The 25861-nt window shown below is 72.5% G+C and carries 24 protein-coding genes; 15 read left to right on the top strand and 9 right to left on the bottom strand.

All coding sequences use genetic code 11. From position 1 onward, the window contains the following. Nucleotides 1–4: 4 nt before the first annotated feature. Together ACFXGA_RS26610 and ACFXGA_RS26605 are read left to right on the top strand one after the other, a co-directional pair. Entirely contained in the window at nucleotides 5–526 is a 522-nt protein-coding gene (locus ACFXGA_RS26610; protein ID WP_378092271.1) for a SigE family RNA polymerase sigma factor, read from the top strand. Next, nucleotides 513–935, top strand: a complete 423-nt coding sequence (locus ACFXGA_RS26605; protein ID WP_378092269.1) for a hypothetical protein — start codon at nucleotides 513–515, stop codon at nucleotides 933–935. Before ACFXGA_RS26610 ends, ACFXGA_RS26605 begins: the two co-directional genes overlap by 14 nt. A 607-nt stretch (nucleotides 936–1542) precedes the next feature. On the opposite strand, the gene ACFXGA_RS26600 is transcribed toward ACFXGA_RS26605, so the two are convergent. After that, entirely contained in the window at nucleotides 1543–2316 is a 774-nt protein-coding gene (locus tag ACFXGA_RS26600) for an SDR family oxidoreductase (protein ID WP_378092267.1), read from the bottom strand. Nucleotides 2317–2457: 141 nt separating this feature from the next. On the opposite strand from ACFXGA_RS26600, the gene ACFXGA_RS26595 reads away from it, so the two are divergent. From ACFXGA_RS26595 to ACFXGA_RS26570, 6 genes are all read left to right on the top strand, one after another. After that, the gene (locus ACFXGA_RS26595) at nucleotides 2458–4086 is read left to right on the top strand and encodes an ABC-F family ATP-binding cassette domain-containing protein (RefSeq protein WP_378092265.1); all 1629 of its coding nucleotides are present in this window, start codon (nucleotides 2458–2460) and stop codon (nucleotides 4084–4086) included. A gap of 177 nt (nucleotides 4087–4263) precedes the next feature. After that, on the top strand, nucleotides 4264–4473 hold the full coding sequence (locus ACFXGA_RS26590) for a helix-turn-helix domain-containing protein (protein WP_015103570.1): 210 nt from the start codon (nucleotides 4264–4266) through the stop codon (nucleotides 4471–4473). A 66-nt stretch (nucleotides 4474–4539) separates the two neighbouring features. Next, nucleotides 4540–5352 carry an enoyl-CoA hydratase/isomerase family protein gene (locus tag ACFXGA_RS26585; protein WP_378092262.1) on the top strand — a complete coding sequence of 271 codons (813 nt, stop codon included), beginning with the start codon at nucleotides 4540–4542 and terminating at the stop codon, nucleotides 5350–5352. 393 nt (nucleotides 5353–5745) lie between these two features. Next, on the top strand, nucleotides 5746–6153 hold the full coding sequence (locus tag ACFXGA_RS26580) for a YciI family protein (RefSeq protein ID WP_378092260.1): 408 nt from the start codon (nucleotides 5746–5748) through the stop codon (nucleotides 6151–6153). Beyond that, nucleotides 6150–7424, top strand: coding sequence for an RNA polymerase sigma factor (locus ACFXGA_RS26575; RefSeq protein ID WP_378092258.1), 1275 nt, complete (start codon nucleotides 6150–6152; stop codon nucleotides 7422–7424). Before ACFXGA_RS26580 ends, ACFXGA_RS26575 begins: the two co-directional genes overlap by 4 nt. Nucleotides 7425–7748: 324 nt before the next feature. Continuing rightward, complete coding sequence (locus ACFXGA_RS26570; RefSeq protein ID WP_378092257.1) at nucleotides 7749–9725, top strand: ABC transporter ATP-binding protein; 1977 nt, start codon at nucleotides 7749–7751, stop codon at nucleotides 9723–9725. On the opposite strand, the gene ACFXGA_RS26565 is transcribed toward ACFXGA_RS26570, so the two are convergent. Together ACFXGA_RS26565 and ACFXGA_RS26560 are read right to left on the bottom strand one after the other, a co-directional pair. After that, nucleotides 9629–11200, bottom strand: coding sequence for a penicillin-binding transpeptidase domain-containing protein (locus ACFXGA_RS26565; protein WP_378092254.1), 1572 nt, complete (start codon nucleotides 11198–11200; stop codon nucleotides 9629–9631). The genes ACFXGA_RS26570 and ACFXGA_RS26565 overlap by 97 nt on opposite strands. Nucleotides 11201–11262: 62 nt before the next feature. Further along, nucleotides 11263–12003 carry an SIS domain-containing protein gene (locus ACFXGA_RS26560; RefSeq protein WP_378092253.1) on the bottom strand — a complete coding sequence of 247 codons (741 nt, stop codon included), beginning with the start codon at nucleotides 12001–12003 and terminating at the stop codon, nucleotides 11263–11265. A gap of 114 nt (nucleotides 12004–12117) precedes the next feature. On the opposite strand from ACFXGA_RS26560, the gene ACFXGA_RS26555 reads away from it, so the two are divergent. Next, nucleotides 12118–12873 carry a DeoR/GlpR family DNA-binding transcription regulator gene (locus ACFXGA_RS26555; protein ID WP_378092251.1) on the top strand — a complete coding sequence of 252 codons (756 nt, stop codon included), beginning with the start codon at nucleotides 12118–12120 and terminating at the stop codon, nucleotides 12871–12873. Between the two features lie 412 nt (nucleotides 12874–13285). Here the strand turns inward: ACFXGA_RS26555 and ACFXGA_RS26550 are convergent, their stop codons facing one another. After that, the gene (locus ACFXGA_RS26550; protein ID WP_378092249.1) at nucleotides 13286–15418 is read right to left on the bottom strand and encodes a transglycosylase domain-containing protein; all 2133 of its coding nucleotides are present in this window, start codon (nucleotides 15416–15418) and stop codon (nucleotides 13286–13288) included. A gap of 124 nt (nucleotides 15419–15542) precedes the next feature. Further along, nucleotides 15543–15920: a hypothetical protein gene (locus ACFXGA_RS26545; protein WP_378092247.1), complete on the bottom strand. Its 378-nt coding sequence runs from the start codon at nucleotides 15918–15920 to the stop codon at nucleotides 15543–15545. Between the two features lie 295 nt (nucleotides 15921–16215). Here ACFXGA_RS26545 and ACFXGA_RS26540 point away from each other — a divergent pair, with 295 nt between their 5' ends. Both ACFXGA_RS26540 and ACFXGA_RS26535 read left to right on the top strand, forming a co-directional pair. Then, the gene (locus ACFXGA_RS26540) at nucleotides 16216–17058 is read left to right on the top strand and encodes a lysozyme (protein ID WP_378092245.1); all 843 of its coding nucleotides are present in this window, start codon (nucleotides 16216–16218) and stop codon (nucleotides 17056–17058) included. A gap of 22 nt (nucleotides 17059–17080) precedes the next feature. Further along, nucleotides 17081–17704, top strand: coding sequence for a hypothetical protein (locus ACFXGA_RS26535; protein WP_378092243.1), 624 nt, complete (start codon nucleotides 17081–17083; stop codon nucleotides 17702–17704). A 3-nt stretch (nucleotides 17705–17707) separates the two neighbouring features. Here ACFXGA_RS26535 and ACFXGA_RS26530 read toward each other — a convergent pair whose 3' ends face one another. Genes ACFXGA_RS26530 through ACFXGA_RS26515 form a run of 4 tightly spaced genes read right to left on the bottom strand, consistent with a single transcriptional unit; the run spans nucleotide 17708 to nucleotide 19889 of the window. Continuing rightward, complete coding sequence (locus tag ACFXGA_RS26530; protein ID WP_378092241.1) at nucleotides 17708–18241, bottom strand: hypothetical protein; 534 nt, start codon at nucleotides 18239–18241, stop codon at nucleotides 17708–17710. 29 nt (nucleotides 18242–18270) lie between these two features. Then, nucleotides 18271–18837: an NTP transferase domain-containing protein gene (locus tag ACFXGA_RS26525; RefSeq protein WP_378092239.1), complete on the bottom strand. Its 567-nt coding sequence runs from the start codon at nucleotides 18835–18837 to the stop codon at nucleotides 18271–18273. Nucleotides 18838–18841: 4 nt separating this feature from the next. Then, nucleotides 18842–19027 carry a helix-turn-helix transcriptional regulator gene (locus ACFXGA_RS26520; RefSeq protein WP_378092237.1) on the bottom strand — a complete coding sequence of 62 codons (186 nt, stop codon included), beginning with the start codon at nucleotides 19025–19027 and terminating at the stop codon, nucleotides 18842–18844. A 37-nt stretch (nucleotides 19028–19064) separates the two neighbouring features. Further along, a complete protein-coding gene (locus tag ACFXGA_RS26515; protein WP_378092235.1) occupies nucleotides 19065–19889 on the bottom strand; it encodes an alpha/beta fold hydrolase in 825 nt (274 codons plus the stop codon). Nucleotides 19890–20214: 325 nt separating this feature from the next. Here ACFXGA_RS26515 and shbA point away from each other — a divergent pair, with 325 nt between their 5' ends. The 4 genes from shbA (at nucleotide 20215) to ACFXGA_RS26495 (ending at nucleotide 25808) form a co-directional block, all read left to right on the top strand. Further along, nucleotides 20215–20913 carry an RNA polymerase sigma factor ShbA gene (shbA, locus tag ACFXGA_RS26510; RefSeq protein WP_378092233.1) on the top strand — a complete coding sequence of 233 codons (699 nt, stop codon included), beginning with the start codon at nucleotides 20215–20217 and terminating at the stop codon, nucleotides 20911–20913. 22 nt (nucleotides 20914–20935) lie between these two features. Continuing rightward, nucleotides 20936–22015 (top strand): PfkB family carbohydrate kinase, encoded by a 1080-nt coding sequence (locus tag ACFXGA_RS26505; protein WP_378092231.1) that lies wholly within the window; start codon nucleotides 20936–20938, stop codon nucleotides 22013–22015. A gap of 456 nt (nucleotides 22016–22471) precedes the next feature. Continuing rightward, the gene (locus ACFXGA_RS26500; RefSeq protein WP_378092229.1) at nucleotides 22472–24586 is read left to right on the top strand and encodes a transglycosylase domain-containing protein; all 2115 of its coding nucleotides are present in this window, start codon (nucleotides 22472–22474) and stop codon (nucleotides 24584–24586) included. A 412-nt stretch (nucleotides 24587–24998) separates the two neighbouring features. Beyond that, complete coding sequence (locus tag ACFXGA_RS26495; RefSeq protein ID WP_378092227.1) at nucleotides 24999–25808, top strand: M23 family metallopeptidase; 810 nt, start codon at nucleotides 24999–25001, stop codon at nucleotides 25806–25808. Nucleotides 25809–25861: the final 53 nt, after the last annotated feature.

Raw genomic sequence — 25861 nt, 5'->3', positions numbered from 1 at the left:
CGGCGTGAACTGGGACGCGGAGTTCACCCACTTCTTCGACCGGTGCGCCGACTCGATGCGCTTCACCGCGTTCCTGTTGTGCGGCAACCACCACGAGGCCGAAGACGTGGTGCAGTCCGCGTTCCTCAAGCTCTACCTGGCCGGGCCGCGGCTGGCGCGGCGCGACGGGTTGGACGCCTACCTCCGGCAGATCGTGGTGCGCACGTTCCTCGCCGAACGCCGCCGGGCCCGGTGGAAACGGGAGAAGCTCACCGACGTCGTGCCGGAGGTGCCGGCGGAGGACTCGTTGAGCGAGGACAGGCTGGTGGTGTGGCAGGCGTTGAGCGCCGTGCCGGCCAAGCAGCGGGCGACGCTCGTGCTGCGGTACTGGCACGACCTGGGAGTGGAGGAGACGGCCGCCGCCCTCCGCTGCTCGGTGGGCACGGTGAAGAGCAACACGAACCGCGGCCTCAAGGCGCTGCGGCAGAGGCTGGGACCGGCGTTCGGCCCGTTGTGGGAGGAGGTGACGCGCGGTGCTCGAGGATGAGCTGAAGAAGATGTTCGAGGAACTGAACACCCAACCCGTGCCGCGCACGTTCGGTGCGATGGACATCGTCCACCGGGGCGTCGGCGTGCGGAAACGTCGCAGGACCTACGCCGTGGCCGCGACCGGCACCGGCACCGCGGTGGTCGCGGTGGTGATCGCGTTCGCCCTCAACCAGCCCTCGCACGGCTCCGACAACGACCCGGCCGTCCCCCCGGGGCCGGGCAGCTCCACCAGCCGCCCGGCCACGACGACCCCCGCCACGCAGCCGGAGAGGTCCTCGACGACCGTGCCACCGACACCGACCTCGACCACCCCCTTACCCGAGCACATCACCACGAGCCCGGACTCCCCGACGTGGACCAGGACGACCACCGTGACCGCCGGCCCGCCACAAACCACCCGCCTGTGACCTCCCCCCGGGCCACAGGCCCTGCCGACCGCGCCCGGCCTCTCCCGCGACCACCGGCGGGATCCCACGGGTGCGAGCGGTGGCGGTAGCCGTTGTCGGTCGGCACCCGACGCACGGTGACGCCCGCGGCCTGGCGGAACGCCCGCACGTGGTCCGGAACGCGGCGGTCGTCCGGTCTCCGCGCGCGGGATCCCGGTGCGGTCCGAGCGGGTCGGGTGAACCGCGCCGGTCCCCGTCCCGCGACACCCTCGGCCCGGCGTGCCCAGGTCGTGCTTCACCGGTGAGGTGACGGGCGGCGTGTCGGTGCCCGGAACGCAGGTTGGCGACCGGGCAAACCCGACACCGGAGACCTCGTGGCCGGTGCAGCGGCACGACCCGACCGACGCGCAGGGGGCGCTGCTGCGACCGCTCGTGCCCGTCGGGCGCAGGCCGGGTCGTCCGCCGAAGTGGAGCGATCGGCAGCTCATCGACGGCATCCGGTGGAAGGCGCCTGTTCGCGCGGCAGCGGGCGGCGGCCGCCCGGGCCGACGAACCCGCCGTCCGCTACCGGGGCACCATCGACGTCGCCGCCGTCGCCATCCGGCCACGCCACAGCTGGGCCACGGGCCTAACCCAGGCTGCCGGTCGCCAGCAGCCCGCCGTCCACCCGCACCGTCTCCCCGGTGATCCACCCCGCCGCGTCCGACGCCAGGAACGCGACCAACCGCGCCACGTCCTCCGGCGACCCGAGCCGCTTCATCGGGTACAACGCCGCCGCCTCCTCCTCGCGCCCGGTGTAGAGCGCCTCCGCGAACCGCGTCTTCACCACCGCCGGCGCCACCGCGTTCACCCGCACCTTCGGCCCGAGCTGCCAGGCCAGCTCCTCCGTCAACCGGATCAACGCCGCCTTGCTCGCCCCGTACGCCCCGATCACCCCGGTCGACCGCAGCCCGCCCACCGACGCGATGTTCACCACTGCGCCGCCGTGCTCGGCCATCCACGCCTTCCACGCCAACTGCACGAACCCCAGCGCGGCCACCACGTTGACGTCGAAGATCTTCCGCACCGCGTCCAGGTCCGCGTCCACCAACGCCCCGAACACCGGGTTGATGCCGGTGTTGTTCACCAGCACGTCCAGCCGGCCGAACCGCGCCACCGTCTCCTCGACGGCCCGCGCCCGGTCCTCGGCGCTGCCCGCGTTCCCCGGCACCGCCAGCACACGATCGGGTGAGACGCCCGCCGTGGCGGCGAGCGACTCGGCCGCCGCCGTCACCGCCTCCGCCTTGCGCGACGTGATGGTCACCGACGCGCCGCGCGACAGCAGCTCCAGCGCGATGCCGTGCCCGATGCCCCGACTGGCGCCCGTGACCAGGGCCGCCCTGCCCGTGAAGTCCGAAGTCATAGCGGCAATCTATGCCGGTGGACACACCGGGCTAATCCGGTGGCGCGCACCCCGTAGACTGGGCACGTGGTCGTTCTGATCGAGTAGGTCCCGCGCCAGCCGCGCCGTCGACCTCGCACGACCACATCCCCGGAGTAAAACTTGATCACCGCAACCGATCTCGAGTTGCGCGCGGGCTCGCGCGTCCTGCTGTCCGGCGCCACCCTGCGCGTCCAACCGGGCGACCGCATCGGCCTCGTCGGCCGCAACGGCGCCGGCAAGACCACCTCCCTGCGCGTCCTCGCCGGCGAAGGCCAGCCGTACGCGGGCGACGTGCGTCGCACCGGCGAGCTGGGCTACCTGCCGCAGGACCCCCGCGAAGGCGACCTGTCGGTCATCGCCAAGGACCGCGTCCTGTCCGCCCGCGGCCTGGACCAGCTGCTCCGCGACATGGAGAAGATGCAGTCCACGATGGCCGAGCTGGTGGACGACGACGAGCTGCAGACCGCCGTCCGCAAGTATGGCCGCCTCGAAGAGCGGTTCGCCGCCCTGGGCGGGTACGCCGCCGAGAGCGAAGCCGCCCGCATCTGCGCCAACCTCGGCCTGGCCGACCGCGTGCTCGCCCAGCCGCTGCGCACGCTGTCCGGCGGTCAGCGCCGCCGCGTCGAGCTGGCCCGCATCCTGTTCGCCGCCTCCGAGGGCGGCGTCGGCACCAAGTCCAGCACCATCCTGCTGATCGACGAGCCGACCAACCACCTCGACGCCGACTCGATCGCGTGGCTGCGCGGGTTCCTCAAGTCCCACGAGGGCGGCCTGGTCGTGATCAGCCACGACGTCGAGCTGCTGGACGACGTCGTGAACAAGGTGTGGTTCCTCGACGCCACCCGCGGCGAGGTCGACATCTACAACATGGGCTGGAAGAAGTACCTCGAAGCCCGGGCCGCGGACGAGAAGCGCCGCCGCCGCGAACGCGCCAACGCGGAGAAGAAGGCCGGCGCGCTCATGGCGCAGGCCGACAAGATGCGCGCGAAGGCGACCAAGGCCGTCGCCGCGCAGAACATGGCCCGCCGCGCCGAGAAGCTGCTGGCCGGCCTGGAGGACACCCGCCAGGCCGACAAGGTCGCCAAGATCCGCTTCCCGCAGCCCGCCCCGTGCGGCAAGACACCGCTGACCGCCGAGGGCCTGAGCAAGTCCTACGGCTCGCTGGAGGTCTTCACCGGCGTCGACCTGGCCATCGACCGCGGGTCGCGCGTGGTCATCCTCGGGCTGAACGGCGCGGGCAAGACCACCCTGCTGCGGCTCATCGGCTCCATGGAACGGCCCGACAGCGGCGAGGTGGTCAAGGGCCACGGCCTCAAGCTCGGCTACTTCGCCCAGGAGCACGAGACCCTCGACCACCAGGCCACGGTCTGGCAGAACATCCGCCACGCCGCGCCCGACGTGCCCGAACAGCAGCTGCGCTCGCTGCTGGGCACGTTCCTGTTCAGCGGCGAGCAGCTCGACCAGCCCGCGGGCACGCTGTCCGGCGGCGAGAAGACCCGGCTCGCGCTGGCCGGCCTCGTGTCGAGCGCGGCGAACGTGCTGCTGCTGGACGAGCCGACGAACAACCTCGACCCGGCCAGCCGCGAGCAGGTGCTCGACGCGCTGCGCCGCTACGAGGGCGCGGTCGTCCTGGTCACGCACGACCCCGGCGCGGTCGAGGCGCTTGAGCCCGAGCGGGTGATCCTGCTGCCCGACGGCACGGAGGACCACTGGTCCCAGGAGTACCTGGAACTCGTGCAGTTGGCCTGACCCAAGGGATTCCGCCGCCGGCCCCGCAACGTGAGCATTGGTCGACCGTCGGTGATCGAACGACCGCTCGCAGATCATTTCGCTTGATCACCTGGCGTTCTTGGTCTTCGTGTTCGATCATTGCGACGACAGGGGCTTACGAAGGCCCGACCTGCTGTCTACGGAAGGCGGGACAAGGTGGCTGACCTGAAGAAGGGCGCCCGGATCACCGGCGCCACGCGGGACAAGCTGGCCGCTGACCTGAAGAAGAAGTACGAAAAGGGCGCGAGCATCCGGGCATTGGCCGAGTCGACCGGACGCTCCTACGGCTTCGTGCACCGGGTGCTCAGCGAATCCGGTGTGCAGCTGCGCGGTCGCGGTGGCGCCACCCGCACGAAGAAGAAGTAAGCTACCCTCCGGTAACCACACGGCGTCGAGGAGAGACGACGCCTGACGAAACCCGGAGGTTCGCGCATGTCGGCACCGACCACCATCGACGCCGGCCTGCTGGAACGCGGAGGCGTGCGGCTCGTCGTCGACGGACCGCGCGCGACGATCACGCTCGACCGTCCCGACGTGCTGAACGCACAGACGCCCTCGACCTGGGTGGCGTTGCGGACGATCGGCGAGCACCTGGGCCCGGACGTCCGCGTCGTGGTCGTCCGGGGTTCCGGTCGTGCCTTCTCCGCCGGGCTCGACCGGCGCATGTTCACCGGCGCGCCGGTGGAGGGCGAGCCCGGTCTGCCGGACGTCACCCGACGCGGACCCGAGGCCGGCGCGGCGCTGATCGCGGAGTTCCAGGAAGGCTTCCGCTGGCTGCGCGACCCGGCCAGGGTGACGGTCGCCGCCGTGCGCGGGCACGCGATCGGCGCGGGCTTCCAGCTCGCCCTCGCGTGCGACTTCCGCGTGGCCGCGGACGACGTCAAGTTCTGCATGGCCGAGACCTCCCTCGGCCTGGTGCCCGACCTGGGCGGCACGTTGCCCCTGGTGCGCCTGGTCGGGTACGCGCGCGCGGCCGAGATCTGCCTGACCGGGCGGCGCGTGGGCGCCGAGGAAGCGCTGCGGATCGGCCTGGCGAACTCCGTCGTGCCCGCCGACGAACTGGACACCGCGGTCGACGACCTGGTCGCCCAGGTGCTCAAGCCGATGCCGGGCGCGGTGCGCGAGACCCTGGCACTGCTCGCGTCGGCCGCGGCCGGCGCCGGCGAGGAGGACCAGCTCCGCGCCGAGCGCGAGGCCCAACTACGCCGCCTCGCCGAGCTGTCCGCCCTGACCGGCCAGTCCTGACCAGCACTTCCACCTCGGGCTCAAACACGATCGGGTGAGATCCGGCCAAAAGTGTACGGAAACACTGTTACCGCACCTCGGTTGATTATGACGAGCCCTCGACCACCCCGCCGTGCCAACCCACCCCCACCCGCCTCCGCCTCCGCCCCCCTGCCCCCCACCCTCACCCGCCTCCAACCCCACCACCGCCCCCGCACACCTCCCACTCCGCACACCTCCCACTTCGCACACGTCCCACTCCGCACACCGCCCGAGCCAGCGAACCGCCGATCCACCCGAGCCGCGAAAAAATCTCCGCGAACTTCGCCGGACGATGTCGAGAACCCGCGGCCGGCTCCGTCCCAGGGGTGTAAGCGAGCCAGAACGGGTCGCAAGAGCACCAAGGAGACGACGATGGCCAAGTACCTGCTCCTCAAGCACTACCGCGGCGCTCCCGACGCGGTGAACAACGTGCCGATGGACCGGTGGACGCCGGAGGAGGTCACGGCGCACATCAAGTACATGAACGACTTCGCCGACCGGCTCAGGGAGTCCGGCGAGTTCGTCGACGCCCAGGCGCTCGCCCCGGAGGGCACGTTCGTCCGGTACGACGGCGAAGGCCGCCCGCCGGTCACCGACGGCCCGTTCGCCGAGACCAAGGACCTGATCGCCGGCTGGATGGCGATCGACGTCGACAGCTACGAGCGCGCCGTCGAACTGGCCGGCCTCCTGTCCGCCGCGCCCGGCGCGAACGGCGAGCCGATCCACGAGTGGCTCGAACTGCGCCCGTTCCTCACCGAGCCGCCCACCATCACGGAATGACGTCGCACGTGGACGAGGCCCTGCTGCGGAGCCTCACGCCGAGCGTCCTCGCGATCCTCGTCCGCCGCGGAGCCGACTTCGCGGCGGCCGAGGACGCCGTACAGGACGCGCTGGTCGAGGCGATCCGCGCCTGGCCCGCCGACCAGCCGCGGGACCCGAAGGGGTGGCTGGTCACCGTGGCCTGGCGGCGGTTCCTCGACGCGACCCGCGCCGAGGACGCCCGTCGGCGACGCGAGGACCAGGTCCACGAGGAACCTCAGGCCGGACCCGCGCCCGAAGTGGACGACACGCTGCAGCTCTACTTCCTGTGCGCCCACCCGTCGCTGACGCCGTCGTCGGCGGTCGCGCTCACGCTGCGCGCCGTCGGCGGCTTGACGACCCGGCAGATCGCCGAGGCGTACCTGGTGCCGGAAACCACCATGGCGCAACGCATCAGCCGCGCCAAGCGCACCGTCTCCGGCGTGCGGTTCGACCAACCGGGCGACGTCGCCACCGTGCTGCGCGTCCTCTACCTGGTGTTCAACGAGGGCTACTCGGGCGACGTCGACCTCGCCGCCGAGGCGATCCGCCTGACCAGGCAACTCGCCGCCGCGATCGACCACCCCGAGGTCGCGGGGCTGCTCGCGCTCATGCTGCTCCACCACGCCCGGCGCGCCGCCCGGACCACGCCGGACGGCGACCTCGTCCCCCTGGCCGAGCAGGACCGGAGCCGGTGGGACACCGCCGCGATCGCCGAGGGCATCGAAATCCTGCAAACCGCCCTCGCCCGCGACCGGTTGGGCGAGTTCCAGGCCCAAGCCGCCATCGCGGCGCTGCACGCCGACGCGCCCACCGCCGAGGAGACCGACTGGGTGCAGATCGTCGAGTGGTACGACGAGCTGGCGCGCCTGACCGACAGCCCGGTCGTCCGGCTCAACCGGGCGGTCGCGGTGGGTGAGGCCGACGGCGCGCGGGCGGGCCTGGCGGCGCTCGCGGAACTCGACACCTCGCTGCCGAGGTACACCGCGGTGGCGGCGTACCTGCACGAACGGGACGGCGACCTGGCGACGGCGGCACGGCTGTACGTCGAGGCGGCCGGGAAGGCGACCAACCTGGCCGAGCGCGCCCACCTGACCCGCCAGGCCGCGCCGGGCCGAAGAACCCCGGGGTGGTGTTTCAGGTGGGGGTGGGGTGGGGTGGGTGTATGGATTGAGGGTGGGGGTTGTTTTAAAGACACTGGCCAAACGTCCCCCTTGGCTTGTTGCCCCGGTGCGGTCGGCGGGGTGGCTTGAGACGTTTCCGCAGGTCGGAGGCTTGCTCTCGACCTCAGCGGAACACGATCGGGTGAGATCCGGGCCAAAATGTACGGAAACGCTGTTACCGCACCTCGGTTGATATGACCGAGCCCTCGACCACCCCGCCACGCCGACCCGGCCGATCCCGCCGACAGCTGACCCGCCGATCGTGATCGCGCCGAACCCGTGAACGTGGCGAACCCCCGACCGCGCCGTCCGTCACGCCGCCGCGACTGCGGAATGTGCGCGGACCGTGCCTGCGGCTGTCTGCCTGCACACGAACGGGGAACGTCGGGAGTGCCGCCGGCGTTACCGTTCGTCGTGGACGGTTCGTGGGGATTGATGCGCAGCGCGATGCGGGCTTCCGACGCGCCCAACGCGGTGCGGCCGGGGACGTTGCGGCGAGTGCTGGGCTTCGCCGGTCCGCACCGGGCGAAGTTGGTGCTGTTCCTGCTGCTCACGGTGGTGTCTGCGGTGCTCGCGGTCAGCACGCCGGTGCTCGCCGGACGGGTGGTGGACGCCATCGTCGGCGGGCGGGACGTGTCGGTCGTCGTGTGGCTGGCGGTGGCGATCGCGGGCATCGCGGTGGTGGACGCGGGGCTCGGGCTGGTCGAGCGGTGGCAGTCGGCGCGGATCGGGGAGGGGTTGATCCACGACCTGCGCCGCGCCGTGTACGAGCACGTCCAGCGCATGCCGATCGCGTTCTTCACCCGGACGCGCACGGGCGCGTTGGTGAGCCGGCTGAACAACGACGTGATCGGCGCGCAGCGGGCGTTCACGTCGACGCTGTCGGGCGTCGTCACGAACGTCATCCAGTTGGGGCTCTCCCTCGGCGTGATGTTCACCCTTTCGTGGCAGGTGACCGCGCTCGCGCTGCTGTTGCTGCCGGTGTTCGTGATCCCGGCCCGTCGCATGGGCAGCCGGATGGCGGACCTCCAGCGCGAGGCGGCCACGCTGAACGCGGGCATGACCACCCAGATGACCGAGCGGTTCTCGGCTCCGGGTGCCACGTTGGTGAAGTTGTTCGGCCGACCGGGTGACGAGGTGGCCGAGTTCAGTGAGCGCGCGGCCCGGGTGCGGGACATCGGGGTCCGCACCGCGATGGCCACCCGGTGGTTCATGACCGGCCTCACGCTGGTGTCGGCGCTGGCGCAAGCGCTGGTCTACGGCCTCGGCGGCTACCTCGCGCTGACCGGTCACCTGGCCGCGGGCACCGTCGTGTCGCTCGCGCTGCTGCTCACGCGCCTCTACACGCCGCTCACCGCGCTGGCCAACGCCCGCGTGGACGTGATGACCGCGCTCGTCTCGTTCGAACGGGTGTTCGAAGTGCTCGACCTCGAGCCGATGATCGCCGAACCCGACCACCCGCGCCGCGTGCCGGACGGCCCGGTGTCGGTGGAGTTCGACGACGTGCGGTTCGCCTACCCCGCCGCCGACAAGGTCTCCCTGGCCTCACTGGAATCGGTGGCCACTCTGGACACGCGCGGCGGCGAGGAGGTGTTGCACGGCATCAGCTTCCGGGCCGAGCCGGGGCAGCTCGTGGCGCTCGTCGGGTCGTCCGGCGCGGGCAAGTCGACCATCGCCACGCTCGTGCCGCGACTGTACGACGTGGACTCCGGCGCGGTCCGGCTGTCCGGTGTGGACGTCCGCGACCTGTCGTTCGACTCGCTGCGCGGCGCGGTCGGCGTCGTCACCCAGGACGGCCACCTCTTCCACGACACCATCCGGGCGAACCTGAGCTACCCGCGTCCCGACGCGACCGACGACGACCTGTGGGACGCGTTGCGCCGCGCCCGCCTCGATCACCTGGTCGGGTCACTGCCGGACGGGCTCGACACCGTGGTGGGTGAACGCGGCTACCGGCTGTCCGGAGGCGAACGGCAACGGCTCACGATCGCCCGGCTGCTGCTGGCCCGGCCCCGCGTGGTGATCCTGGACGAGGCGACGTCCCACCTGGACTCCGAGTCGGAGGTCGCGGTGCAGGCCGCGCTGACCGAGGCGTTGCGCGGCCGGACCGCGCTGGTGATCGCCCACCGGCTGTCCACCATCCGGGCGGCAGACCAGATCCTCGTCGTGGAGGACGGCCGGATCGTGGAACGCGGCACGCACACCGAGCTGATGGCCGCCGACGGCCGCTACGCCGAGCTGCACCGCACGCAGTTCGACGACACGGCCGTCGACGCCGCGCTCGACCAGGCCGTTCAGAGCGCGCCGAGGAACGTGCCGGTCGCGGCCACGGCGACCTTGGACGACCCGCCGTTCACCACCAGCACCGAGAACGCGAGATCACCCCGGTAACCGATGAACCACCCGTGCGCCTGGGTTCCGTCACCGAACTGGGCGGTTCCGGTTTTGCCTCGCACCGCTCCGTAACCGGCGAGGTCGCGGGCCGTGCCGCCGGTCACGACCTCGCCCATCATCGAGCGCAACGCCCCCGCGACCCCGCCCGGCAACGCCGTCGGCTGTTGCCCCTCGGTCGGGATCTCGCGGATCAGCCGCGGCACGGGCGTGCGGCCGTTGGCGACCGTGGCCGCGACCAGCGCCATGCCGAACGGCGTCGCCTGCACCTGACCCTGGCCGATGCCCGCCTCGACCCGGGCGGGCACCGACTCGGCGGGCGGGACCTTGCCCGTGTTGGTCGTGATGCCGGCGACCGTGAAGTCCGACGCCAGCCCGAAGTACGCGGCGGCCTCGGGCAGCGCCGTCGCCGGCATGGACGCCGCCAGCTCGCCGAAACTGGTGTTGCACGACGCCGCGAACGCCCGGCGCAGCGGCACCGTGCCCAGCTCGAACGAGTCCTCGTTGGTGATCTGCCGCGTGCCGATGGTCGCCTTGCCGGGGCACTCGACCGGCGTGTCGGCCGTCGCCAGGCCGTTGGTCAACGCCGCCGTGGCCGTGACGACCTTGAACGTGGACCCCGGCTCGTAGTGGCCGTAGAGCGCGAGCGGGTCCTGCCCGGCCGTCGCGTTCTGCGCCACCGCGAGGATCTCGCCGGTCGACGGCTGGATCGCCACGAGCATCGCCGCCCGGCCCGCGACCTGGTCGACCGCGGCCTGCGCGGCGGCCTGCGTCCTCGGGTCCAACGTCACCGTCGTCGACGGCGCGGCCTGGGCCTTCTGCTCCTGGAGCACGGTGACCGGCGCGCCGGTCGCGTCCACGATCGCGACCTGCCAGCCCGGCGTGCCCTTCATCGCGCCGACGGCCTGCCGCACCGACCCCATCACCACCGGCGCGAACCCCGCCGGCACCGGCTGCCCGTTGCGGTCGAGCAGCGCGCCGTCGCCGGGCGTCGTGGTGTAGGCGAGGCTCTGGCCCTCGGTGAGCTGCGGGTGCAGCACGGCCGGCGACCAGTGCACCAGCCACCGGTCGCCCGTCAACCGCAGCTCGGCCCGGGTCGCGTACTTCATCGGCACACCGCCGGGCAGCGTCCACGTGACGTCCGCGTCGACCGACGTCGTCGTGGTGCCGTCCGTGACCTGCGGCAACCGGCCGAGCTGCGCGTGGAACGACGCGCCCGGCATGCCCTGCTGCACGCGGGTGATGGTCGTGCGGGCCGCGTCCGCCGCGTCGGTGAGCGTGGCCGCCTGTCCCGCCTGACCGGACATCACCGCGGTGAAGAACTGCTGGGCGACGACGCCGGGGGCGACCCGCTGCGGTCCCCGCTCCGCCTCCGACTCGCCGCCCGACCGCAGCACCATCACGCCGGCCACGATCACGGCGACCGCCGTGACACCCCCGACGGCCAGCACCCAGCGCTTCGTCCTCGTGTTCACGGATGAACCCCCCTCGACGGTCGGAGGCTAACCCGATCGTGTGGAGGATTCGTGAAAACCGTTCAGCCCAGCTGGGGCACCCTGGTCTGGTACTTGCGCAGCAGGTCGGCGTTGGCCGCGTCGCCGCCCTCGACGTTCGCGCTGCGCCACAGCGGCAGGTCCACGCCGGCCTCGGCGGCCTTGTCGAACAGGCGCACCATCAGCAGGTTCCACAGGAACGCGGTCGCGATCGTGGAGATGGCGGCGGTGACCGGGCTCGCGGGCGGGTAGGTCGCGTCGCCGGGCGGGACCAGGTTGTCCAGCACCACGGTGGCGCTCTCGGCGAGGGTCGTGCCCGCGCGGCGGGGGGCGAGGGCGCCGGCCGCGACCGACGTCACCGCCACCACGGGGCAGCCGGCGTCGGCGGCGAGGACGGCGAGTTCGACCGGGTACGGGTTCACGCCCGAGGTGGAGAAGACGAACAGCACGTCGTGCGGGGCCAGGCGCGCGTCGCGCAGGACCTCGGCGGCCAGGCCGGAGCGGCGTTCGGCGGACGTGCTGCTCACCGCGCCGTGCATGGGCAGCAGTTCGGGGTGGTAGAGGGGGCGCACGCAGGCCAGGCCGCCGGCGCGGTAGAAGGTCTCGGCGACGGCGGCGAGGGAGTGGCCGGCGCCGGCGGTGAGCACCATGCCGTCCGCGCGGACGCCGGCCAGCACCAGCTCGGCCACGTCGTCGAGGGCCGCCGCGTTCTGCTGCTCCACCCTGGTCAGGTGGTTGCGCACGACGTCGCCGTAGTCGGTGTCGGTCACGGGCTCGGTCGTCATGCGGTCCTCCAGTGGTCTATACCAAACGCGGTGCCGGGGCCCAGTCCTACCGGATCGTCCCACCGGCCGCCAGGGTGTTGACCTGTGAACATTTTTGATGTTCGAATGAACGCCATGGATGTTGCACGGCGGCACGAGAAGATCCTCGAGCGGCTGCGGGGCGGTGAGCGGGTGGCCGTGAACGTGCTCGCGGAGCTGGTGGGCACGTCGGAGATGACCGTGCGGCGCGACCTCGACGTGCTGGAGCGCGACGGGTTGCTGCGCCGCGTGCGCGGTGCCGCGGTGCGGGTGCTGACGGGTGAGGAGACGCCGTACGCGGCGCGGTCGCGGCAACGGCTGGAGGCCAAGCGGCGCATCGCCGCCGCGGTCGCGGCGCTGGTGGACGACGGCGAGACGGTGGTGCTCGACGCCGGCAGCACGGCGGTCGAGGTGGCGCGCCGGCTGACCGACCGGCGGCTGACCGTCCTGCCGCTGTCGCTGCACGCCGTGGACGCGTTGCGGGGCGCGGGGCACGTGCGGCTCGTGCTGCCGGGCGGCGATCTCCGGCCGGGGGAGTTGGCGTTCGTCGGGCCGTTGGCCGAGCACGCGTTCGAGGTCATGCGGTTCGACACGATGGTGCTGGGCAGCTGCGGGCTGAGCGCGCGCGACGGGGTGTCGGCGCACGACCTGGCCGAGGGTGCGGTGAAGCGGGCGGCGGTGGCGGCGTCCACGCGCGTGATCGCGGCGGTCGACGGCTCCAAGTTCGGGCGCTCCGCGTTCGGCCGGGTGTGCCCGGTGGGGGCGATCGACGTCCTGGTCACCGACTCGGGCGCGCCGGAGGACGAGGTGGCGCGGATCCGGGAGGCCGGGGTCGAGGTGCGGCTGGTCTGAGGTCGCGTGCTCGCGGGCGGGCTCGGCGCGGCGGGCGCGCAACGGCGGGGTGGGCGACGGCGGCGCGTGGCGGTGGCAGGGCGGCGGGTCGGCCCGGCGACGGTGCCGGGGTGGGTCGGGCGGTGTGGTCGGGTGGGTGGTGGCCGGCCAGATCCGGTGGCGGGGCCGGCAACGGCGGCGGGTGGTGAGGTGCGGGGGTGGTGAGGTGCGGGGGGTGGTGAGGTGCGGGGGGTGGTGAGGTGCGGGGGTGGTGAGGTGCGGGGTGCGGGGTGGTGGTCGCCGGGGTGTGGGTGGTGGTTGGTGGGCGCTCCGGGGTGGTCGAGGGCTCGGTCATATCAACCGATGTACGGTAACAGTGTTTCCGTACATTTTCGGCCCATGATCACCCGATGGTGTGACCAGGCCCCGCCTCTCACGGGCGGCGGTAGCGGGGTTCCACCGGGGGGAGCGGTTTCTCCGGCAGGCCGGCGTGCGCCTTCATCATCAGGTCGAACCACGTGCGCGCGGGCAGCGTACCGCCGTAGATGTCACCCTCGCCGCACAGTCGCGGCGGGCCGGCGTTGACGCAGATGCCGCTCGGCGAGGTGCTGTCGTTGAACACCTGCACGGCGCCGGCGTAGTCCGGCGTCGCGCCCAGGAACGCCGCCGACTTGTACTCCTCCGTCGTGCCGGTCTTGCCCAGCGCCGGCCGGGTCCACCCGAACTGCTTCGCCGACGCCGCCGCGGTGCCGCGGTCCTTGTCGTCCCCGCTCATCCCGACCGCCAGCGCGTTCGCCAGCGCCTCCTCCACCACCTGCTCGCACGGCGGCTCGGCGTAGGACACGTCCTTGCCGTTCCGGTCGGTGATCTTCACGATCGGCGTCGGCCGGCACCACGTGCCGCCCGACATCAACGTCGCCGCCACGTTCGCCAGCTCCAGCGTGTTCGTCGGCGCGGGCCCCAGCGTGAACGACGCGTTCCCGGACTGCTTGTAGAAGTCGGCCTGAGTCACGCGCAGCTCCTTGTGCTTCGACTTGGGATCCGGCGGCACGCCCGCGATGTTCGTCGCCAACGTGTCCCGCATCCCCAGCCGGTACGCCATGTCGACCACCGCGTCCAGCCCGACCTGCTCCTCCAGGATCACGAACGCGGTGTTGGGCGAGGTCGCCAACGCCTCCGTCAACGTCATCCGCGGCGGGTAGTTGCCCTCGTGGTTGCGCATGCAGTACCAGTACGTGAACGGCTCGCCGGTGCCCGGGCAGCCGGGCGCGCCGCCGCGGAACACGTGCGAGGTGTACGACGGGGGCGACTCGACGATGCTGTCGATCCCCACCGTGCCCTTCTCCATCGCCGCCGCGGCCGTGAACACCTTGTAGACCGATCCCGCGCCGAACTTGTTCTCCACGCCGCTCGGCAGGTCGAACTGGGTCTGGAACTGGTCCTGCTTGAGCCCGTAGTCGCGGTTGGCGACCAGCGCCACGACGTCGTGCCGGTCCTTGCCCGGCCGCACGACCGCCATCGTGTTCGCGATGCCCGGCGTGGTCTTCGGCACCTGCGCCTCCGCCGCCTGCTTGGCCTGGACGGTGAGCGTGCGGTCCAAAGTGGTCTGGATCGTGTAGCCGCCGACCTTCAGCTCGTTCAACGAGTAGCCGTTGCGGGTCAGGTGGTTCACCACGAACGAGCAGAAGAACCCGTACTCCGGCCCCGACCCGACGCACCCGGTGGGCAGCGGCCGCACCGGCGTGGCCAGCCCCAGCGGGGCGCGCTTGTGCGCCTCGGCCTGCTCGCGCGACAGCTTGCCGGTCTCCGCCATCAGGTCGATGACCATGTTGCGCCGCTCGATCGCCTTGTCCGGGCGGGCTTCCGGGTCGAGGAACGTCGGGCTGTTGACCATGCCCGCGAGCATCGCGGCCTGCGGCACGGTGAGCTGGTCGGGCGTGGTCTCGAAGTACGCCTGCGACGCCGCCGCGACGCCGTAGATCGTGCCGCCGAACGGCACCACGTCCAGGTACCGCGACAGGATCTCGTCCTTGCTGAGCTGCGTCTCGAGCTGCATCGCGATGCGCGCCTCGCGGAGCTTGCGCGCGATCGTCTGCTCCTGCGCCTGCACCTGCCCGCTGACGTTCTCCCGCTCCAGCACGTGCACCAGGTGGTTCTTCACGTACTGCTGCGTGATCGTCGAAGCGCCCTGCGACACGCTGCCCTCGGACTGGTTGCGGAACGCGGCGCGCAGCGTGGCCAGCCAGTCGACGCCCTTGTGCTCGTAGAACCGGCGGTCCTCGATGGCGACCAGGGCGTCCTTCATCGCCTGCGCCACCTTGTCCGGCGGCGTGAGCACCCGGTACTGGTCGTAGAGGTAGGCGAACGGGACGCCGTCCTTGTCGGTGATGGTCGTCATCAGCGGCGGCGGCGTCTCCAGCATGCTGAGCGTGGTCACGGCGACCTGGTCGCTCATCCGGTTGGAGACGAGGCCGGCCGCCGCGACCACCGGGAGTGCCATCCCGGCGAGCAGCAGGCCGGCCACCAGGCAGAGGCCGGTGAGTTTCGCGAGGGAGGCGGTGCGCATGACCCGGGAGTTACGCTCGGGCGTGGGGCGGAAACCTGCGCCGATCCGGTTTCACCGGAACGCTCGGACAATGCCGCCGCGATGTTTGACCGGGCATTGTTCACCCGTTCGTGGAGGCATTTGCCTACGCGGCGTCGGAGCGGTTGAAGGCGGCGCTGGCGAGGTCGGCCGCGTGCCGCATCGCGGCGGCGTGCAGCGCGGTCAGCGACAGGGCGTCCGCCTGCGCCGCCGGGTCGCCCTCGGCGGGCTCCAGCCGCGACTCCGCGGTCTCGTAGACCACGCACTCGGCGGCCATGCTGAGCCGCCGGGCGAGGAACGCGACCGCGCGCATCAGGCGTTCGGCCTCGGCCTCGGTGATCGGCACGACCCGCGGCGGGTCGGCGTCGACCTCCTCGTCCAGCTCGTGCCGGGTCGCCCGGCACGCCAGGCCGCGGTCCCACAGGCCGGCGGCCTCGTGCAGTGACTCGATGAACGGCTCCCAATCCACTCGGGTCGAGGTCATGGTCCTCACCTTCCAGTGCGTCGCGCTCACCGGGTGAGTGCCCCCGTCAGTGTCGCTTCATGCCGGCCATTTTCCCCCTCGTCGGGAAAATGATCGTCAGCGCAGCGTGCCGGCCGGTCACGTGCTGTGCCGCGAAAGTCTGTATTTGTCATTCTTCCGGGTGGAAAAGGCTTCCTCAGGTTGTCCCGGTTCGGCCGGTGGTAGCCGTTGCCCAGAAGTCACGGCCGCGGCTCGGCGCAGGCCGCCGCGCGAACACGGCTCCGCCCCCACCGGGCGGGGCGGGGAGGGATGTGCGATGCCGGCGCGAACCCTGAGGTGGCGGTCCCGCGTGACCGCGGTGGTGACGGCGCTGGCGTGCCTGGCGGTCCCGCACGTGCCGACCGCGTCGGCCGAGCGGCCCGCCACCGGCGCCGCGGACCACCGGCAGGAGCGGGTGGAGGACCACGAGGCCGGCTCCCAGATCGCCAAGCACGAGGGGGCGACGCCGGTGACCGCGGCCGACCTCGTGGTCGGGGGACCGACCGTCCTGGGCATCGACGTGAGCAGCCACCAGGGCGACGTCGACTGGCCGCACTGGTGGAACCAGGGCGTGCGGTTCGCCTACGTCAAGGCCACCGAGGGCACCGGCTACCGCAACCCCAACTACGGCCAGCAGTACCAGGGGTCCTACGACGTCGGCATGGTCCGGGGCGCGTACCACTTCGCGCTGCCCGACCGCTCCGACGGGGCGGCCCAGGCCCACTACTTCGTCGACAACGGCGGCGGGTGGACCGCCGACGCCCGCACGCTGCCCGGCGCGCTCGACGTCGAGTACAACCCGTACGGCGACGACAAGTGCTACGGGCTCACGCCGGAGGCGATGGTGGCGTGGATCCGCCAGTTCAGCGACACCTACCTGGCCCGCACCGGGCGACCGCCGATGATCTACACGTCCACCTCGTGGTGGGACCTGTGCACCGGCCGCACCGCCGACCTCTCGGGCACCAACCCGCTGTGGGTGGCCCGCTACGCCGACGCCGTCGGCCCGCTGCCGCACGCCTGGGCGGCGCAGGCCATCTGGCAGTACACCTCCACCCCGATCGACCACAACCTGTTCAACGGCACCATGGACGACCTCGTGGCGCTGGCCCGGGGCTGAGTCGTCCGGAACGGCGGCAGCCATGCACATCGACAAGTCCCGAGGCACGACGTTCCCCGTGCGGTGGCGCGGCTACGACCGGCGGGAGGTGGACGGGGCGCTGATCCGCGCGCGGCAGGAGGTCGAGCGCCTGCGCGAGGAGCTGGAGGTGCTCCGGACGGACCGGGACGGCGCCGTGGCCACCGTCGAGGACCTGGTGCGGGAGTTGGAGGACGCGCGCAGCGAGCTGGCCGAGTACCGGGTCCTGCACGCCGGCTACTCGAAGGACAACGCGGTGTCCGGCTGCATCCGCTACCTGATGCACGTGGCCCGGCAGAAGGCCGACGCGTTCGAGACCGACGCGCGGGAGCGCAGCGAGCAGATGCTCAAGCGGGCCGAGGAGGTGGCGCGGCAGCAGGCCGTGCTGCTGGACGAGACCGAGCAGGAGACCCAGCGCAGGCTGGCCGAGGCCGAGCAGCGCGCCCGCGAGATCGTGCAGCAGGCGACGGCGGAGGCGAGCGCCCTGCTGGGCGGCCAGGTCGACGGCCGCGATCGCTGGACGCCGGACACCGAGCCGCCGCTGGACGTGCCGCTGCCCCGCGTCATCTCCGGTCCGCTGCCCGTGGTGCAGCCCGACGCCGAGGAGCAGCGCCCCACCACGGCGTGACGGTCAGCCCGACGCCTCGGCGCACGTGCCGTCGCGTCGGGCCCCGTCCACGGCGACCAGCAGCTCGCCCGGCCGGACGTGCCCCGTCACGCACGCCCGCTCGCCCAGGTGCAGGCTGTAGCCGACGCCGGCCGAGTCCGGGAACGGCTGCACGTACACGTCGTTGGCCGGGTAGCCGGCCGCGGTGAACGCCTCGGCGGTCGCGGTCGCGCCGAAGTCGCCCGCGGCGCACAGCCGCTCCAGCGCGGGCCGCACCCGCCCGGCCGCCTCGACGGCGGACCCGTGGTCGCGCGGCGACAGCGGCAGGCGCTGCCGCCGTCGCCGTTCCTGCTCCGCCGGGTCGAGGGGGGCCACGTGGATCTCGGCGTACGCCGAACTCGGCCCGACCGGGGCGAGCGCGTCCGCCACCTCGTACCGGACCGCGCACCCGGCGCCCGACGTCGAGGGCGGCACGGCCCCCTGGTCGACGGCCGGTGCGCCACACGCCACCGCGCCGGACACCGCCAACGCGAGCAACCCACCCCGCAGCAACCCCATGCCCCGAACCCTGGCACAGCGCGCTCGGCTCACGGGGGGAGATCGCGGGGGTGGTCGACATCGCGCCCGTCCGCCACGTCGTCGCACGGCACGTCGAGCGCGTGGTGGGCGCGCAGGTAGTCCCGGGCGCCGGCGTCGCCGACCGCCGCCGCGGACACCCCCGCCCAGTGCCCGACCCCGATCAGCACGGGGTGGCCGGGCGCGCCGTCGTACGAGGCGCGCGCCAGCGCCGCGGGCGACGCCAGCGCGCGGAAGCGCTCCACGGCCGCCGCGGTGACGCCCGGCGTGTCCACCGGCAGCACGACGACCGCCGCCACGTCCGCGCCGGTCAACGCGTCCAGCCCGGTGCGCAGCGACGACCCCATGCCGGTGGCCCAGTCGGGGTTGTCCACGACCACGCAGCCGTCCAGGGTCGCCCGGGCGCGCACCGACGACGCCGCGGCGCCGAGCACCACGACGACCGGCGAGCACCCGGCGTCGCGCAGCACCGCCGCGGCCCGGTCCACCCACAGCCCGTCGCCGTGCGACACCAGCGCCTTGGGACCGCCGAACCGCCGCCCGGCGCCCGCGGCCAGCAGCAACCCCGCGACCCGCATGGGCTCACACTAGGGCGCTGTGCCCCTTCAGCTCCTCCCGGTTCGCCACGGCCAGCTTGCGGTAGACCCTGGTCAGGTGCTGCTCCACGGTGCTCACGGTGATGTGCAGCCGCAGCGCGATCGCCCGGTTGCCGTGGCCGGCGGCGGCGAGCGTCGCGACCCGGCGCTCCGAGTAGGTCAACTCCGTCATACGGGAGAACACGTGCGGCGGCGCGGCATCGGTTCAATCAAGACGAGAGGTGCTCGAGGAGCAGCGCCGTGAGCGCCTCCGGGGCCTCCTCCGGCACCCAGTGCGACACGTCCTCCAGCATCTCGAACCGGTAGGGGCCGGTGACCCAGTCGCCGGTGGCCAACGCGGCCGTGGAGCCGAACGCCACGTCCTCCGTGCTCCACACGTACAGCGTCGGCACGGACACCTTCCCCGCCCTGCCGCCCGGCCGCCCCGCCCGGTACCAGTTGAGCGCGGCGGTCAGCGCGCCCGGCTCGGACAGCCGCCGCACGTACTCGTCCACCCGGCTCGGCGGCACCCGCCACTCGAACATCCGCCGCAACGCCGCGGCGTCGTCGGCCAGCATGCGCTTCTCCGTGCCGCTGTTGCGCCACTCGGTCATGTAGCCCGACCGCAGGTGCTGGTCCTCGTCGGTGCGCAGGGCCTCGGCGAACGCGCCGGGGTGCGGCGTCGAGACGACCGCGAGCCGGCGCACCCGGTCGGGGTGCTCCGCCGCGGTCCACCACGCCACCGCGCCGCCCCAGTCGTGGCCCACCAGGTCGAACGACGACCAGCCGAAGTGGTCCGCCACCGCGAGCACGTCGCCGACCAGCTCCTCCACGCCGTAGTCGGCGGCGCGCTCCGGCCGCGCGCCGGGGGAGTAGCCGCGCTGGTCGAACGCCACCGCCCGGAACCCCTCGCGGCCGAGCACCGCCACCTGGTGCTCCCACTCCACGGCGGCCTCGGGGAAGCCGTGCAGCAGCACCACCGGCCTGCCGTCCTCGGGACCCGCCGCGATCGCGTCGAAGTCGCCCCGGTCGGTCCGCACGCCCAGCTGTTCCATCACGGTGCTCCTCAGCCCATCCGCTCCACGCGTTGCGCGGCCATTCTGACGGGGCCGCGGGACCCGGCCCGCCGGCGGTGGCGGGTTCCGCCGCTACTCCGATCCGGTCGAGAAGTACGCCCGGTCGGGTGCCGCAAGACTCGTCGTGGTGTGGCAACGCCGCCCTGTCGTTCCGCCGTTCGGCTTATCCGTCGTCACGGGCGAGTGCTGTGGGGGTCACAGGGAGTCGGATCGTGGTCAGCTTCGTATCAGGAGCACGTCTGCCCGCTCCTCTTCAGTGAGCCGGGATGGGCCGGAGGCAGGACGAGCGTGAGGAGGTCGCCGGATGGTGCAGCACGCATCCGTGCGGGCCGACGTCGAGGTGGGGGTCGGCGCGGTTCGCGACGTCGTGGACGTGCCCGGCCGCCCGGAGGTCAGGCTGGTGGTGGGCGACGGCCCGTCCCGGGGGACCGCCCGGTGGTTGGCCGAGGCCGAGCTGTCCGAACTGGTCGACGAGGCGCTGCTGGGCGACCCGCGCGCCGTCGGCCAACTCCTGGCGCGCATCCAGCCACTGGTGCTGCGCTACTGCCGGGCGCGCGTCGGGTCCAGGGAGCGCACGCTCGTCTCCGCCGAGGACATCGCCCAGGAGGTGTGCCTGGCCGTGGTGGCGGCGCTCGGCCGGTACAGCTACGAGCCCGGGTCGTTCCTCGCGTTCGTGTACGGGATCGCCGCGCACAAGGTCGCCGACGCGCGAAGACGGGCGGTGCGCAGCCGGGCCGAGGTCGTGCCCGAGCTGCCGGACGCGCCGACCCTGGAGGACGGGCCGGAGCAGCGCGCGATGACCGGCGAGATGATCGGCCACGTCACCGAGCTGCTCCAGCGGCTGCCCGAGCGGCAGCGGGAGATCCTGGTGCTCCGGGTCGCCGTGGGGCTGTCGGCGGAGGAGACGGCGGCCGCGGTGGGCTCGACCGCGGGCGCGGTCCGCGTCGCGCAGCACCGTGCGCTGGCCCGTATGCGCGAGATGTTCGCGGCTGTTGACGGCTGACCGGTCCTGGCATGGTGGGTCCATGGCCGCCACGCCTCCGCCCGCGCCGCCGTCGGACCCCTCGGCCGGTGCGGGTCCGCCGCCGGAGTTCGACGTGCTGCTGTCCGGGACGGTCTTCCTCGACATCATCTTCACCGGCCTGAACCGGCCGCCCGCCCCCGGCACCGAGGTGTGGGCGGAAGGGCTCGGCTCGTGCCCCGGCGGCATCGCGAACCTCGCCGTGGCGCTGAGCAGGCTCCAGCTCCGGACCGCGCTGTCCGCCGCGTTCGGCGAGGACGCCTACGGCGACTTCTGCTGGGAGATCCTGGCCGAGCAGGAAGGCGTCGACCTCAGCTACTGCCGCCGGTTCTACGGCTGGCACTCGCCGGTGACCGTGTCCATGGCGATGGACCAGGACCGGTCCATGGTGACGCACGGGCACCGGTCGCCGGTGTCCGCCGACGAGCTGCTCGACCCGCCGCCGCGGACGCGGGCGTGCTTCGTGCACGTGGGCGCGGACGACGAGGGCTGGGTGATGAAGGCCAAGCGGCAGGGCGCGCTGCTGTTCGCCGACATCGGGTGGGACCGCACCGAGGCGTGGGCGCCCGAGCTGGTGCGGCGGCTGGAGCACTACGACGCGTTCCTGCCCAACCACGCGGAGGCCCAGCGGTACACGCGGTCGGACACGCCGGAGCGCGCTGCGATCGCGTTGGCGGAGCACGTGCCCGTGGTGGTGGTGACGCGCGGTGGCGGGGGAGCGGTGGCGGTCGACTCGGCGACCGGCGAGATGGTGGACGTGCCGGGGCTGAACGTCGCGCCGCTGGACTCGACCGGCGCGGGTGACGTGTTCGGGGCCGGGTTCGTGCTCGGCACGCTGGCCGGGTGGCCGCTGGCGCACCGGGTGCGGTTCGCGAACCTGTGCGCCGCGCTGTCCGTGCAGCACTTCGGCGGGTCGCTGTCGGCGCCGGGGTGGGCCGACATCGCCACCTGGTGGCGGACCGTGTCGCGGCGGCCGGACGAGGAGCTGAAGGAGTACGGGTTCCTGGAGGACGTGGTGCCGAGCCACACGGGGGTGGAGGTCCGCCGGGCCAGCGCGACGATCCGGCTGCGCGCGTCGAGCTGACCGCTCGGGGGCCGCGTTCGGCACCGCCGAACCCCGATCGGCCCCGACGTGCCCGCGACGGACACGGCCGGCCCGGACGCGCTCGCAGCGGACCTGATCGGCGCGGACGTGGTCGACACGCCGTGGGCGTCGGCGGGATCACCCGATCGTGATCTTGCCGGCGGGGGAACACCTGTTCGATCATGGACCCGTCGAAGAACCCGACCGGAGCCTCCGCCAGGGCCCGCCGCACGGCCGCCCGGAGGTGAGGTCGATCACCCTCTCGTGCCTGGCGGGGTGCCGCCGTCCGGCCCAGTGGGGTTTGACCACGGGTTCGAGCGGGCAGGAGTAACTTCGACAACCGTCGTCGAAGATCACCCGGTGAACTCCCGCCCGCCGCGGAGCAACCTGCGGGGGTCTTCGCGCGACTTAGTCAGTGGGGGTTCCCGAGGGGTTGTTGGAAGGGGTTGCTGGTTCGTGTTCGCCGCGCGCGCGACAGGTCTGGTCAAGTTGGTGGGGTTGTGCCTGATGGCGGGCGTGCTCGTCGCGGCGGTGCTGTTCCCGGTCGTCGGCGGGCTCGGCCTGGCGTCCAACCGGGCGGCGGACACGGTCGACCAGACCTCCGGTGAGCTGACCAAGGCCGAGCTGCCGCTCGTGACCACCGTGCTGGACATGCACGGCCAGCCGATCGCCTACGTCTACGACCAGTACCGGATCCCGGTGCCGTCCGAGGGCATCGCGGACACGATGAAGGCCGCGATCATCGCGGTCGAGGACAAGCGGTTCTTCGAGCACAAGGGCGTCGACTGGCAGGGCATCGCCCGCGCCGCCGCCAAGGCGGGCGTCGACGGCGAGACCACCCAGGGCGCGTCCACGCTGACCCAGCAGTACGTGAAGAACTACCTCGCGTTCGTCGTCGGCAAGGGCTCCGAGGAGGCGTACGAGAAGGCGACGGAGGTGACGCTGGGCCGCAAGATCAGCGAGGCCCGCATCGCCACCCAGCTCGAGCAGCGGATGAGCAAGGACGAGATCCTCACCGCCTACCTCAACGTCGTCCCGTTCGGCAACGGCGCGTTCGGCGTCGGCGCGGCGGCCCGCACCTACTTCGACACCACCCCGGACAAGCTGACCGTGCCGCAGGCCGCGATGCTCGCGGGCCTGGTCAACGAGCCGAGCAGGCTGAACCCGGGCTCCGACGTGGACGCCGCGATCAAGCGCCGCAACACCGTGATCGACCGGATGCGCGACAACGGCGCGTTCGGCCCCGACCCGAAGGTCGCCGAGGAGCAGGCCAACGAGTACAAGGCCGCCGACATCGGCGTGGTGCCCGACCTGAAGCTGCTGCCCAACGGGTGCGTCGGCGCGGGCGACGGCCCGGTCTACGGCTTCTTCTGCCGCTACCTGATCGACTACCTGGACAAGGCGGGCCTGTCGGTCGAGGAGCTGAAGCGCGGCGGCTACACGATCACCACCACGATGGACCCGGTCGCCACCCGCGCGGCCAAGGACGCCGCCGAGGGCCAGGTGCCGAAGACCCAGCCGGGCGTCGCGAACGCCATGGCGGTGGTCGAGCCGGGCACGGACAAGCACCGGGTGCGGGCGCTGGCCGCCAACCGCGACTTCGGCAACAACGCCGACGCCGGGCAGAGCGCCTACTCGATCCCGGCCGAGGTGACCAGGTTCGGCGCGGGCTCGATCTACAAGGTGTTCACCGCCGCGTCCGCGCTGGAGCAGCACGTCACCGGCATCGACAAGCAGATCGACGTGCCGAAGCTCTACACGTCCAGGGTCTACAAGGACGGCAACAAGCCCTACACGGTCAAGAACGCGGGCGAGTACAAGGAAAAGATGACCTTGACCGAGGCGCTGGCCCAGTCGCCGAACACGGGGTTCATCATCCTGCAGGAGAAGGCCGGCCTGAACAACGTGGTCGACATGGCGTACCGGCTCGGCCTGCGGGAGTCGATGCAGGGCGTGAACAACGCGGGCGACCCGCTCAAGGCGGACGGCTCCAACGGCCCGTCGCAGGGCGACACCTACAAGCGGGACAACAGCGGCTCGTTCACCCTGGGCGCCGGCCCGACCAGCGTGCTGGAGCTGTCGAACGTCGCCGCGACGATCGTCAGCGGCGGCAAGTGGTGCCCGCCCACGCCGGTCGAGAAGATCGTGGACCGCAACGGCCGGCCGGTCCCGCTGAAGGAGATCCCGTGCGACCAGGCGGTCGCCCCCGAGGTGGCGAACGCGCTGGCGACCGCGATGAGCCACGACACCAAGCCGGGCGGCACCGCCGCGGGCGCGGCGACCGGCTGGACCCGGCCGATGATCGGCAAGACCGGCACCACCGAGAACCACTGGTCCGTGGCGTTCATCGGCGCCACGCCGCAGTTCGCCGGCGCGGTCATGACGTTCACCGATGGGGTGGCGCCGCAGGTGATCTGCAACGGCACCCCGCCGAGGCTGTGCGGCACGAACGACGCCGGCGGTGTTTACGGTGGTCAGGTGGCTGCGCCGACCTGGTTCAACGCCATGCGGGTGATCCACGAGGGCAAGCCGCAGGTGGATCTCCCGCCGGTCGACCCGCGCTACCGCTAGTCGACCTTCGTCACGGGTTACGTCACGACCAATCTGCCTTCTGACCTGGGGTTTTATAACGGACTGATACGGAACTTACGGGTATCCGAACACGCAGTGTGACGATCAGTGGGTTATCTCACCAAAAAGTCGCAGCGCTTGTGTTAGGACTTGCCCTCTCCTGTTACATCGGGTTACGGTCCCGGCCGCATGTCACGGTTCGGTCACCATAGGGACACGGCGGTCGCTCCCCGAAAGCGCCGCCAGCCTGGATCCCCCGCCAGGTGTCCCTGTGACCGGGCCGTGCTCCCCGATGCAGGAAGGCACTACCTTGGCACGGCACTCGAAAGCCGGCGGGCGACGCGCGTTCGTCGCGCCCCACCCCCCGACCGGCCCCCGCCGCTCGCACCGAGCGGTGTGCGACAGGAAACCCGTGGGCGGTCGCGTCGCGGCCGTCGTGGTCGCGGCCGGAGCACTGGCGGGCGGCGTCGGCGCCGCCGGCGGCTTCGACGGCGGCGAGACCAAGTTCCTCCCGCTCGCCGCGGGCCCCGACCTGGCGGCGGCGTTGGTCCACACCTCCGCGCCCCAGAAGGCCGAGGTCCGCACCGTCCACGCCGTCCAGCCCGCGTTCGAGGCGGCGAAGCTGATGCGGTCGGAGGGGCTGTTCGCCCGGCAGCACGTCGACCAGGCGATCCGGCACGCGTCCGACGGCTACCAGGCGCGGCAGGCCGAGCTGAAGCGGCAGAAGGAAGCCGAGGACGCGGAGAAGGCACGCGTCGCCGAGGAGCAGGCCCGCGCCGCCGCGGCCAAGGCCGCCGAGGAGGCCGCCCGGGCCGCCGAGGAGGCCGCCAAGCGCCCGGCGGTCGTGAAGCCCGCCCAGGGCACGTTCACGTCCGGCTTCGGGGCCCGGTGGGGCACGACGCACTACGGCGTGGACATCGCCAACGCCATCGGCACCCCGATCCTGTCCGCGATGGACGGCGTGGTCGTCGAGGCGGGCCCGGCGTCCGGCTTCGGCCTCTGGGTGCGCGTGCAGCACAACGACGGCACGATCACGATCTACGGCCACGTCAACGAGACGCTCGTGACCGCGGGCCAGCACGTCCGCGCGGGCGAGCAGATCGCGACCATGGGCAACCGCGGTCAGTCGACCGGTCCGCACCTGCACTTCGAGGTGTGGATCAACGGCTCGCAGAAGATCGACCCGATCGGCTGGCTGGGCGAGCGCGGCATCAGCCTCTGAGCCCGACCACGCCCGTCACCGCACCTGCCGGGTCGGGGTCCGCGTCACGCCCT

It is taken from the genome of Actinosynnema sp. NPDC059335, from assembly GCF_042752395.1.
Taxonomy (GTDB): domain Bacteria; phylum Actinomycetota; class Actinomycetes; order Mycobacteriales; family Pseudonocardiaceae; genus Actinosynnema.
This window is presented reverse-complemented; position numbering and strand designations above follow the sequence as displayed.

What these genes read in the sequence shown, in the direction of transcription:
- ACFXGA_RS26600 (WP_378092267.1), bottom strand. Translation starts at nt 2,316, where the DNA reads ATGACTTCGGACTTCACGGGCAGGGCGGCCCTGGTCACGGGCGCCAGT.
- ACFXGA_RS26585 (WP_378092262.1), top strand. Translation starts at nt 4,540, where the DNA reads ATGTCGGCACCGACCACCATCGACGCCGGCCTGCTGGAACGCGGAGGC.
- ACFXGA_RS26580 (WP_378092260.1), top strand. Translation starts at nt 5,746, where the DNA reads ATGGCCAAGTACCTGCTCCTCAAGCACTACCGCGGCGCTCCCGACGCG.
- ACFXGA_RS26575 (WP_378092258.1), top strand. Translation starts at nt 6,150, where the DNA reads ATGACGTCGCACGTGGACGAGGCCCTGCTGCGGAGCCTCACGCCGAGC.
- ACFXGA_RS26560 (WP_378092253.1), bottom strand. Translation starts at nt 12,003, where the DNA reads ATGACGACCGAGCCCGTGACCGACACCGACTACGGCGACGTCGTGCGC.
- ACFXGA_RS26555 (WP_378092251.1), top strand. Translation starts at nt 12,118, where the DNA reads ATGGATGTTGCACGGCGGCACGAGAAGATCCTCGAGCGGCTGCGGGGC.
- ACFXGA_RS26550 (WP_378092249.1), bottom strand. Translation starts at nt 15,418, where the DNA reads ATGCGCACCGCCTCCCTCGCGAAACTCACCGGCCTCTGCCTGGTGGCC.
- ACFXGA_RS26545 (WP_378092247.1), bottom strand. Translation starts at nt 15,920, where the DNA reads ATGACCTCGACCCGAGTGGATTGGGAGCCGTTCATCGAGTCACTGCAC.
- ACFXGA_RS26540 (WP_378092245.1), top strand. Translation starts at nt 16,216, where the DNA reads ATGCCGGCGCGAACCCTGAGGTGGCGGTCCCGCGTGACCGCGGTGGTG.
- ACFXGA_RS26535 (WP_378092243.1), top strand. Translation starts at nt 17,081, where the DNA reads ATGCACATCGACAAGTCCCGAGGCACGACGTTCCCCGTGCGGTGGCGC.
- ACFXGA_RS26530 (WP_378092241.1), bottom strand. Translation starts at nt 18,241, where the DNA reads ATGGGGTTGCTGCGGGGTGGGTTGCTCGCGTTGGCGGTGTCCGGCGCG.
- ACFXGA_RS26525 (WP_378092239.1), bottom strand. Translation starts at nt 18,837, where the DNA reads ATGCGGGTCGCGGGGTTGCTGCTGGCCGCGGGCGCCGGGCGGCGGTTC.
- ACFXGA_RS26520 (WP_378092237.1), bottom strand. Translation starts at nt 19,027, where the DNA reads ATGACGGAGTTGACCTACTCGGAGCGCCGGGTCGCGACGCTCGCCGCC.
- ACFXGA_RS26515 (WP_378092235.1), bottom strand. Translation starts at nt 19,889, where the DNA reads ATGGAACAGCTGGGCGTGCGGACCGACCGGGGCGACTTCGACGCGATC.
- shbA (WP_378092233.1), top strand. Translation starts at nt 20,215, where the DNA reads ATGGTGCAGCACGCATCCGTGCGGGCCGACGTCGAGGTGGGGGTCGGC.
- ACFXGA_RS26505 (WP_378092231.1), top strand. Translation starts at nt 20,936, where the DNA reads ATGGCCGCCACGCCTCCGCCCGCGCCGCCGTCGGACCCCTCGGCCGGT.